Origin of the sequence: Alteromonas sp. K632G (assembly GCF_017653625.1) — a bacterium.
Classification (GTDB): domain Bacteria; phylum Pseudomonadota; class Gammaproteobacteria; order Enterobacterales; family Alteromonadaceae; genus Alteromonas; species Alteromonas naphthalenivorans.
In genome coordinates this window covers 164,929-174,545 of sequence record NZ_JAGGDM010000010.1, presented here as the reverse complement: position 1 = coordinate 174,545, position 9,617 = coordinate 164,929, and the positions used below count along the sequence as shown (strand labels likewise).

Annotated in this window: 8 protein-coding genes; 4 read left to right on the top strand and 4 right to left on the bottom strand. The window is 41.3% G+C overall.

What is annotated here, in order from left to right:
• Positions 1-511 precede the first annotated feature (511 nt).
• Positions 512-1,303: an EF-hand domain-containing protein gene (locus J5X92_RS11845; RefSeq protein WP_013783391.1), complete on the bottom strand. Its 792-nt coding sequence runs from the start codon at positions 1,301-1,303 to the stop codon at positions 512-514.
• A 492-nt stretch (positions 1,304-1,795) separates the two neighbouring features.
• Here J5X92_RS11845 and J5X92_RS11840 point away from each other — a divergent pair, with 492 nt between their 5' ends.
• On the top strand, positions 1,796-2,752 hold the full coding sequence (locus tag J5X92_RS11840; protein WP_232363183.1) for a sensor domain-containing diguanylate cyclase: 957 nt from the start codon (positions 1,796-1,798) through the stop codon (positions 2,750-2,752).
• Positions 2,753-2,787: 35 nt separating this feature from the next.
• Here J5X92_RS11840 and J5X92_RS11835 read toward each other — a convergent pair whose 3' ends face one another.
• The 3 genes from J5X92_RS11835 to J5X92_RS11825 form a co-directional block, all read right to left on the bottom strand.
• Positions 2,788-3,120: a hypothetical protein gene (locus J5X92_RS11835; RefSeq protein ID WP_013783393.1), complete on the bottom strand. Its 333-nt coding sequence runs from the start codon at positions 3,118-3,120 to the stop codon at positions 2,788-2,790.
• Between the two features lie 339 nt (positions 3,121-3,459).
• On the bottom strand, positions 3,460-3,825 hold the full coding sequence (locus J5X92_RS11830) for a DP-EP family protein (RefSeq protein ID WP_013783395.1): 366 nt from the start codon (positions 3,823-3,825) through the stop codon (positions 3,460-3,462).
• Positions 3,826-3,837: 12 nt separating this feature from the next.
• A complete protein-coding gene (locus J5X92_RS11825; protein ID WP_244360675.1) occupies positions 3,838-7,107 on the bottom strand; it encodes a winged helix-turn-helix domain-containing protein in 3,270 nt (1,089 codons plus the stop codon).
• A gap of 245 nt (positions 7,108-7,352) precedes the next feature.
• Here J5X92_RS11825 and J5X92_RS11820 point away from each other — a divergent pair, with 245 nt between their 5' ends.
• The 3 genes from J5X92_RS11820 (at position 7,353) to J5X92_RS11810 (ending at position 9,401) form a co-directional block, all read left to right on the top strand.
• Positions 7,353-7,733: a hypothetical protein gene (locus J5X92_RS11820; protein ID WP_208805811.1), complete on the top strand. Its 381-nt coding sequence runs from the start codon at positions 7,353-7,355 to the stop codon at positions 7,731-7,733.
• Between the two features lie 70 nt (positions 7,734-7,803).
• A complete protein-coding gene (locus J5X92_RS11815) occupies positions 7,804-8,655 on the top strand; it encodes a DUF692 domain-containing protein (RefSeq protein WP_013783398.1) in 852 nt (283 codons plus the stop codon).
• Positions 8,652-9,401 carry a putative DNA-binding domain-containing protein gene (locus J5X92_RS11810; RefSeq protein WP_013783399.1) on the top strand — a complete coding sequence of 250 codons (750 nt, stop codon included), beginning with the start codon at positions 8,652-8,654 and terminating at the stop codon, positions 9,399-9,401. The genes J5X92_RS11815 and J5X92_RS11810 overlap by 4 nt, the downstream gene beginning before the upstream one ends.
• Positions 9,402-9,617 lie beyond the last annotated feature (216 nt).

Here is a 9,617-nt window from a genome sequence, read left to right as displayed (position 1 = left end):
AAATAATATTAGCAGTTACGCCGTAGTAAAAAACTGAGCGTACTGCAGGTCCTCCTTGCGCGCTCATTCCAAAAAAGCATCATGATTCTGCACCCAGTGGTATATGAGCCACCGAACTCTGAAGTGAAACGTATTAGCGCATGCCGAGACTCGGCGGCCAGTAACTGGCGTGGGGATAGTGCGGGGTTCCGGTGACCGGCCCAGCCAGTGTGGCCCAGCTAGTGTGGCCCAGCCCCATGGGACAACGTGCAAGCCATGAAATGGTTGCCAGAGTTAGCACGGGGTGGCCCTCCACACTGCCATAGTTCGTTGTGAAGCAATCCCATTCGAAGAAATTGCTTCACAACGATTGCTTCACAACGATTGCTTCACAACGATTGCTTCACAACGATTGCTTCACAACGAAGCCTATCCTAACGGATAGCCTTTTTTTATGCTTGTAAGAAAGTGAACAGGCAATAAAAAGCCCCGCAGGGGCGGGGCTTAAACTAGGCGACTATTAAGCTTAGTATTACTGGCCCATTGTCTTAATTTCTTCAAAATATCTACGGTATTCCATACGAGTAATAAGTTCGTTGCCATCTTTATCCATGGTCATGAAATCACCTTTAATACCTGCGTTTTCAATTTCACGTTTAGATAGTTCACCATCTTTATTAGCATCGGCTTCATCGAATCGCATATTCGCAGCATCCGTAACTTCTGTACGTAATGTGTTGTTCTTTTCACTGATCACAGCACCCGTTTCGTCGATGGCTTCACCATGTTTCATCGAGTGTTGTGTGTCGCTAGTTTTCATTTCAGAACGCATTTCTCTATTTTGTTCACTAATTACGTCGCCGTCTGCGCCCATGGATTCATGTTTAGCCATAGCGGATGTCTTGCTCATTGAATCATGGTTTGCATTGGTTTTCGTTTCAGAGCGGAGTTCTTTATTTGCTTCGCTAATTACATCGCCATCTGTGCCCATAGCCTCTTTCTTGTCCATGGGATGGTGTGCGCTATCGGCTTTACCATCGTGGTTTGTTTTTTCTTTAACCACTAATTCGTCAGTAAACCTTTCAGGTTTAGACTTTATGTAGGCAGTAAACTCAGAGTGGTTAATCATATCATCACTGTCTGAGTCTATTTTAGACATAGTCTCTTCAGTAATACTTCCCTTAACCTCTTCCTTGGAAAGCATGCCGTCGCCATTTGCATCTAGTGCCTCAAAGTCTGAGGTTATTCTAGATTCATGATGGGCAGCGAACGCGGAAGTAGACATTACTGCGCCAATAACCATTGCTAACGTTAGCTTTTTCATAATAAATTCCTTCTTTGCATGTGTAATGCTTTGGGTTAAATATGAGAAGTGAATGCCGAAACCGTTCACGGTATTGACGACAATCTAAAAGGCACGAAGGTATTTCCGTGCTTCTACTCCTACATATCTTTATTCCTGTTTAGTAAATCACACTGTTTCATTCCTGATTTATAATTCATACTTTGTGCCAAACGTTAATATATTGATTTAAATGCACTTTTATTTATTTGCCTGAACGACATAGGTAAATAAAGTGTTAAAAAGACACAAGCTGTGAAATATATGCACTGTGTTACATAGCCCAGATATTCCCGCTTAAAAGCTTCATGCCCTTCTTAATTGGTTCGAGATTTAACCTTCCTGACTCTGAAATTTGCAATTAAATCAGTGTGTTAATTCGTAAGGTAACCAGAAGGTTTAATTCGAAAATTTTCCGTAATCTTTGTTCCATCAATACAGCCCAAAGCTAGGGGATAAGGAATGTTTTCAACAATGCTTAGTAAAAATATTAGTAAAAAACCCACAGAAAAGCTTTTTAACTTTTACCAGGATTCTTCACTTTCGCGCATGATTAATTTTCTCAATGAAGCAGTTGTCGTTATAGATGTTAACGGCACTATTGAAATGCTTAACTCTACATCCGCCTCATTACTGGGAATAGAAAAAGACAAATTGCTAGGACATAATTTACTTGAGCTAGTTATAGATGATACGGGTAAGTCTCAAACTTATGTTATTGAGAGCTTAGATGCAGGCCAAAGAGGTTTAATTTCCGCCCCTCCTATGGAAGTTAACCTTCAAGCAGACAAAGACAACCAAACACATGTGTGTGTTGAAATGTCGATATCAACGTTACCAGAAGCATTCTCATCGGCTAATACACTGTATCTTTGTATACTCCGCGACCTTACGCTTCACAAGGCAGAGTATGGTTCGCTATTACACAAAGCTAATACCGACTATTTAACAGGGCTAGCTAACCGCCATAGGTTTGCCGAATACCTTGATAAACAGTGGGATGTTTGCGAGCAAGACGATGTACCTCTAAGTATTATATTTATTGATATCGACCACTTTAAAGACTTCAACGACCAATATGGCCATATAGCGGGGGATAGATGCTTAAAGAGAATAGGGGAAACTATTTCGTTAAGCCTTCCTAATCGCGATACCTTAGCCGCACGCTATGGCGGTGAGGAGTTTGCCTTGGTGTTGCCCCGATGTTCAGCACAGACCGCCCAATTATTAGCGATACGTATTAAGCGACATATATCGCAATTAAGTACCAGGCAGTTTGCGTTATCGCAAGAATCAGAGTTAACAGTAAGCATGGGTGTGGCAACGCAAATGGAGAATCGCTACAGTTCAAAAGAAGGTTTGTTGAACGCGGCTGATACATTGCTTTATCAGGCTAAGTCTCAGGGAAGAGATCAGATTTGTTTTTTGTGAAATAGAATGGGGCTTCCTCACGAAGCCCTAAATTTTTAAACTGGTTTTCTATTTATAATTTGTGGATCACACATGAACCGTTCGCCGGTTTGGGTATCAAGTACCCATACTTCTATGTAGATGTCGTCGGCAACATCGTCACCGTCATCAACACCAATGTGAATGCTGGCATCGGTTTTATCCTCTAAAGTTACATCACCAGGGCTGGTTGCGGTAACCCAACGAAAGGCGTAACGGTCATTTAAAGCGGGCGAAAATTCGATATTCAATTTACGATTGGTATTGCTATCAAATGCAATAGCTTCGGGTGTGTAGCGATAGTAGTAGCCTTCACCAATTTCCACATGTTTGGCATCGGAAGGCGGCACTTCATCTGGTGCCCAAAGCTGTAAGGTAAAGGTGGCCGTGTTAGTCGCTTCAGTTGAATTTATTGTTGATGTGGCTTCTTGTGCTAACGTTGAGAAAGAGAGTAGTACCGCTAAAAAAAAACAATGGTTTAAGCAATATTTTACTATTCTTATATATAGACTTCATTTTTATTCCCTTCAAAAATTGAATATTAAATACGCTACTTTTAGTAGCGCATAAAAACTATATCAGTATTGTTTGGTGTATAGAATAAAAACAGGGAGGCTTAAGTAAGTCCTCAGATATTAAAGCGCATTTTAAACCAGAATTGGCAGCTAACAGCCGCCAATTCTATAAAACTAATTTTTCTGTTTATTAATGATTTGTGGATCTTGACTGGTATAAACGCTCGACTTAGGTGCTGTAACTAGTTTCATGCAAATACTTTCTGTTGCTGAGTCTGAATCTACAAAGATAATGGTTTGCCCATCTTCAGTTATACTGTAAGTCAAGTCATTATCTAAATCACCAGATATGACTGGGCCCACGAATTGTAAATCGCTAGACTCTTTCTTCAAAGTATACATTATCATGCTACTGGACTCAGTTACTGTTACATTACCTGTTGCAGGGTTGCCTGAGGTATCATAAATAGCATATCGAGGTGGAGTTTCGTCCGTAAATACTGAAACCATAAACTGAAATATCGGTGTTGGATTAGACATATTTTATTCCTTTTATAAATAATCAAAGTAGAAAGGTTTGGTCAAAGTTTTTGCGTGAGCTTTCAAAGTACCATTTATTTTAGAAGTATTGTTAGTACATTGACTCGCAAAAAAATGCGGTAAAATTGCATCGGGGTGATAAGATTTTTCGACGATTTTCGATGTGGTAAGTTGAAGCTCATGACAAAGTAAACTTTTGCGCTCATCGGTAAAAATGTTTTCACTTCTAATAAATTGAGATAATATTTTTTTTGTTTTTAAACTATATTCTGTAAAGCTTGGCTCACGGGACTTTAATGAAGACTCAATAATTTCTGGGGTAATTGAGCGTATATATTTTTGAATTTGAGTAATAATTTCCCAGTGCGAATTCATTTGAAAGTATTCAATTAAGGGAAAAAGTATCCATTCTGCATTAGATGCAATTACCTTGGCTAATACCTGCTGAGCATCAATAGAGCTTTTAAAACTTGAATCACTTACTAGTAAAAGTGCTTCTATACGAAAAAAAGCCAATTGCCATTCACTGTTGTTAATATCTTGCGAGATCGCCTGTTTTACAATTATATAACTTTTCTCTAGTGTTGTGCCGTAGTTTTTTTTCAGCATTAACTTTTTAGCTAAGAGCGCTTTTTGAACAAGAACTGCAACATAAGGTTCAATGGCGGCAGCATTAGAACTATGAAGTATATATATATCTTCAAAAGCTTGTTCAGCATCCTCGTACAATCCATAAGCTTTTTCATATTCCCCAGTATGAACAGTAGCCGACGCTATCCACGACAGGGTATCGGCAGCATAAAGTTGAGCATCAAGATCATCAGGGTTTTGTTCAGCGATATATTGTTTGAGCTTTAGTGATGCACTGAAGTATTCAATCGACTTACTAAATTCGAAGTTTTCATATTCAAGAGAGCCCAAAGAGTTTTGTGCGTAGGCCACTTCTAGCATAGCGTCTGTATTGTCTGGGGCTATTGATAGCATACGTTCGCTATAAGCTAAGTAACGCTCGAATGCCGTTCTGGCTATGTCCATCAAGCCATCGTTATAAGCGATGTGGCCCAACCAAAATGCGTTTGCACCCGCGGCTTTAAGTAGCTCGAAGTGATTGGGTGCATCGCTCAACAGCGCCTTTATATGTACATCGGCTTCTTCGTAAGCTTCTTTCGCGGTGGCTACATCGTCTCTATAAAATCGTACTTCTGCCATAGCTTGCAGTGAAAGCGCATGTTGAAAACGCAGTTCGAAACTAGGTTTTGGCGGGCTAATGGTAAAAAATCCATATTCACTCGTTTGCTGAGCTTGTTCAACATAACTCAGTGCTTGTTCGCTGATACCTTCCAATAAGTCCATACGTTTTACGCTACGTAGTTTATTGGCAAAGTCACCTATCATATAGCCCATTAAATTTTCAGCTTCTAATCGCTTCCTTTCGGCCAGTTGTTGCGATTGCTGACTTTGTAGCATGGCACCAAATGAAACTACGGTTAAACAAGCAAGGGCTGCAAAGGTAACCCCGCGAATAACCCGTTTGCGTTGCACCGTTTTCTGTGACGCCCGAATGAGCGCTAATTCGTCATTCGTCAGTGTTAAGCTAGTGTCGGCTTTTAACGCCAAAGCATCAGTTAAGGGCTTACCTTGTGTAAGTAAAAACGCCTTACTTTTGTTATCTTGCAGCCATTGTTTGGTTTGTTGTTCTAATCTGCCTTTGCTTACCAGCGCGCTTTGGTGTTGTTGAATCCAACCTTGTACTCGCTGCCAGCGCCTAAGGACGGCTTCATGCGCCACTTTAAAGCAGGCTTTGTCTTGATAAAGGTGCGATACAAATAACCGATGCTCTACCATTAGCTCGACAAAGTTTTTCTCGTTATCGTTACTAAGCTCACTCCACAATGCGGTGCGGCTGGTTAAGTTACTGCCATCTTGGGTAAGCGTTACAATTAGAGGAAGCACGCGGTCGAGTGCCGTTTTCACTAACACCGGCATCTGTTGGTAAAGCTGTTCAGCTTTGTGGCCAATTGCGCCTTCTATACCGCCCAACTGTTTGTAGGTACTAACTTGCAGCAAGTTGGCTGTTCGCTGCAAGTACAGTTCTTGTAAGGTGTATTGTAATAATGGAAGACAGTTGGGTTCTGCCGCGGCATCGGTAAGTATAATGTCGTCTAACGTAACATCGGTATGGTTATCTTCTTCCCACTCTAGCCCTGCGGCAATAGCTGGAAGGCGTATCATTTGGCTTAATTCACTGGCCGAAGGGGGCGTAAGGTCGAAATGTGCTCCACGCTCTTTATTTTTCATTAGGGTGGGGTAGGCAGCTAAGTGATGGTAAAAATCATTCCGACATACTAAAAGCATTAAAATGAAGCCACTTTCTGCTAATGCTTCAAGCAGCGTAAACACCGCTTCCTTTTGGGTACTATCAACATGGTTAGTGGCCAAATAGGCTTCAAGGCGATCGAGTACTATTACATAGCAAGGGAAAGCGACGTTATTGTACTGGCTTGCAGTTGTAAGTTTAGTTTTCGCTAAATGAATAACCGGCTTAGGGTCGCGTTTCAGTTTTGCCGCTAATGAATCGGCACTTTCCCCTTCAAACAACGGGGCATCGTTGATATCCCAATCTAACATACAGGCGGCAAGTTCTTCCACAATCTGTGCCGTCTGAATATCTGCAATATCAATACTGGCGTAATCGATGGCATGAACACCATTGGCGCCCTTGTTGTTTAATAACCTAGGTAATAAACCTGCGTGCACTAACGAGCTTTTACCTGAACCGCTAGGGCCGATAATAAGGGTAAAAGGACGTTTTTTGGTAAATTGATCCGAAAGCCTAGCCAGTAAATTTTTTACTGCCGCATTTCTACCGTAATACACTTGGCTTTCTTGTTGCGTAAACGCGGTTAAACCAGGGAACGGAGATTGACCCTGCCAATCGGTTTCGGCGGCACGTGTTTGTTCATCTTCTAAAAACTGAACATCGGCAATAACCCGATAACCTCGTTTACGTATGGTTTCTATAAAAGAAGGGGCACTGGCTTTATCACCTAATGCTTTACGTAATTGGGTTATGGTTTTATGAATAGGGTTATCGCCAACGGGCGCGTCTGGCCAGCACTGGGTAATAATGTCGTCGGCGCTAACCACTTCACCCGCTTGCTGACACAATAGCAATAGAACGTCCATTGCTTTGGGTTCAACGGTGCGCTTCGTTTTACCTAATATAAGGGTGTTTGAGGCTGGCTCTACTTGCCAGTCGCCCAAATAAAATTGCTTCAACATGTATTCAATTTGCTCAAAAGAAACCAATCAGAACAAACCTAACCTACTTTAGTTGTAAGGTAAACGAGTTACGCTGAGTTAGCACTACATTGGAACTATAAAAGTTAACTAAAAATACCTTTAAATTTTAATAATATAAAAAATATTAACAAAAAGTGAAATTTGATCCTCACCCCCTAGGTCTATACTACTACACGTGCTTACCGCACGTTAAAACCAGACTTATACTTTTGAGGGTAGACAAAATGAAACAAATTAAAAAATCTTCTGTTGCTACGGCACTCGGTGCGGTTGTTATTGGCTCGTTAGCATCTACGGTTGCTATGGCTGAAGTTAACCCATTTTCAATGCAGTCATTAGAATCTGGCTATAGCCAATTCGCTGCTGAAGGTAAATGCGGTGAAGGCAAGTGCGGTGGTGATAAAGCTGCCAAATCTGCAGATGGCAAAGCAGTTGAAGGTAAGTGCGGCGAAGGTAAGTGTGGTGGCGACAAAGCGGCGAAAGCAACCGAAGGTAAATGTGGTGAAGGCAAGTGCGGCGGCGATAAAGCAGCTAGCATGGCTGAAGGTAAAATGGAAAAAGCTAAAGAAGGAAAATGTGGTGAAGGTAAATGCGGTAGCATGTAACACTACGGCAAGTACAGTATAAAAAGGCCGTCATTCGATGGCCTTTTTAGTGTGAAATTGGGGTGGAATAATGAAGCATATTCAAGGTGCAGGTTTAGGTTTTCGTCGCGAGATGTTAGATGAAGTGTTACCAACACTGCCTAGTGAGGTCGATTTTTGGGAAGTTGCGCCCGAAAACTGGATCCCTTTAGGGGGAACATACGAACGCCAGTTTGCCCAAAGTATTCAACAAGCGCCTTTTACCACACACGGTTTGTCCCTTTCTATCGGTAGTAGCGACAAGCTTGATATCGAATTCGTTAAAACCGTAAAGCACTTTTTAGACACCCACAATATCGATTTATATAGCGAGCACTTAAGTTACTGTTCTGGTAACGGGCATATGTACGATCTCATGCCAATACCGTTCACAGAAGATGCAGTTAAACATGTGGTAGGCCGCATAAAGCAGGTTCAAGACATTATCGAGCGGCCATTGGTGCTAGAAAATGTGTCTTATTATTTGGCGCCTGGGCAAGAAATGTCTGAACTAGATTTTACCAATGCGGTACTAGCGGAGTCAGGTTGCTTGTTACTGCTTGATGTAAACAACGTTTATGTAAATAGCATTAATCACAAGTATGATGCTTACGATTTTATAAACCGCTTACCTAGCGATAAAATTGTATATGGTCATATTGCTGGGCACTTCGATGAAGCCCCAGATTTAAAAGTAGATACCCATGGCGCTGATGTTATTGAACCCGTATGGGATTTACTAAAACACGCTTATGAAACTCATGGCGTATTCCCTACATTATTAGAACGTGATTTTAATATTCCCGCGATGGAAGTATTAGTAAAAGAAGTGCAGCGTATTAAAGCGATACAAGCCCAGAGTATTGCAAATCACCAAACCGTTTTTGCAGGGCAGTCTGCATGAGCGAGAATTTTAAAACCGTCCAGCAACAGTTTGTTAACGCAATTAAAGATCCAGATTCGTTTGAAACAAACAATGCTGACATTAAACGCCGCATGGATATTTATCAGTCCCTTTTTTTTAATAACATTATGGGTTTTATAAGCACAGGTTTTCCGGTGTTAAAGTCATTGGTAAGTGAAGAAAATTGGAATGATTTGGTGCGCGCCTTTTTTATTCATCACGAAAGCCGTTCACCGTATTTTTCAGACATTAGCAAAGAATTCGTAGAGTATTTGTCAGCAAACCCAGAACTCGCATTTCAATTACCTGAGTTCGCCGCTGAACTTGCCCACTATGAATGGCTAGAATTAGATATCAGCATTCGAAAAACTCCTCATAAGGTGGTGTATTTTGAAGCTGGCGAACAGGTAACAAAGGTGAGCGTTTCCCCGCTAGCAACCCTTGCTTCATATGCATACCCAGTTCACTTAATTGGTATGGACTATATTCCCGATACCCCCGCACCCGAGCAACAGTTCTACGTGGTGTATAGAAATGAAGAACAGCACGTAGAATTTGTGCATTTAAATCCGCTGACTGCAGTTTTATTGCATACCATTGAACAGCACGAACAAGGCATAGAAATAGAGGCCTTAGGCGAGCAGCTTTGTAAGCAATTAAACCACCTACCAGAACACACTGTGCTTCAAGGTATGCAGCAAATAGTAAGCGATATGCTGCAAAAAGGTATTTTGTTACCTAGTTGAGGAGTTTGCTGAACACTAAATCACCAGTTTTTAACTGGCACTTAAGTGCAGAAAGGCTAAAGTTGTACGCGAGTGTATAGCTTTGGCTGTTAAATGTTGGGAAAGTAGGCAATTGACTACAATAGCGCTGTCAATCCGGTCTGCTTTCGATTAACATTTACGACCATTTTTTTGTTAGTTAAATTGTTTAGGTAGTGCATATGGCAGACAATTCAG

Coding starts and splice junctions, on each gene's coding strand:
- J5X92_RS11820 (WP_208805811.1), top strand. CDS start 7,353: ATGAAACAAATTAAAAAATCTTCTGTTGCTACGGCACTCGGTGCGGTT.
- J5X92_RS11810 (WP_013783399.1), top strand. CDS start 8,652: ATGAGCGAGAATTTTAAAACCGTCCAGCAACAGTTTGTTAACGCAATT.
- J5X92_RS11845 (WP_013783391.1), bottom strand. CDS start 1,303: ATGAAAAAGCTAACGTTAGCAATGGTTATTGGCGCAGTAATGTCTACT.
- J5X92_RS11840 (WP_232363183.1), top strand. CDS start 1,796: ATGCTTAGTAAAAATATTAGTAAAAAACCCACAGAAAAGCTTTTTAAC.
- J5X92_RS11825 (WP_244360675.1), bottom strand. CDS start 7,107: ATGTTGAAGCAATTTTATTTGGGCGACTGGCAAGTAGAGCCAGCCTCA.
- J5X92_RS11830 (WP_013783395.1), bottom strand. CDS start 3,825: ATGTCTAATCCAACACCGATATTTCAGTTTATGGTTTCAGTATTTACG.
- J5X92_RS11815 (WP_013783398.1), top strand. CDS start 7,804: ATGAAGCATATTCAAGGTGCAGGTTTAGGTTTTCGTCGCGAGATGTTA.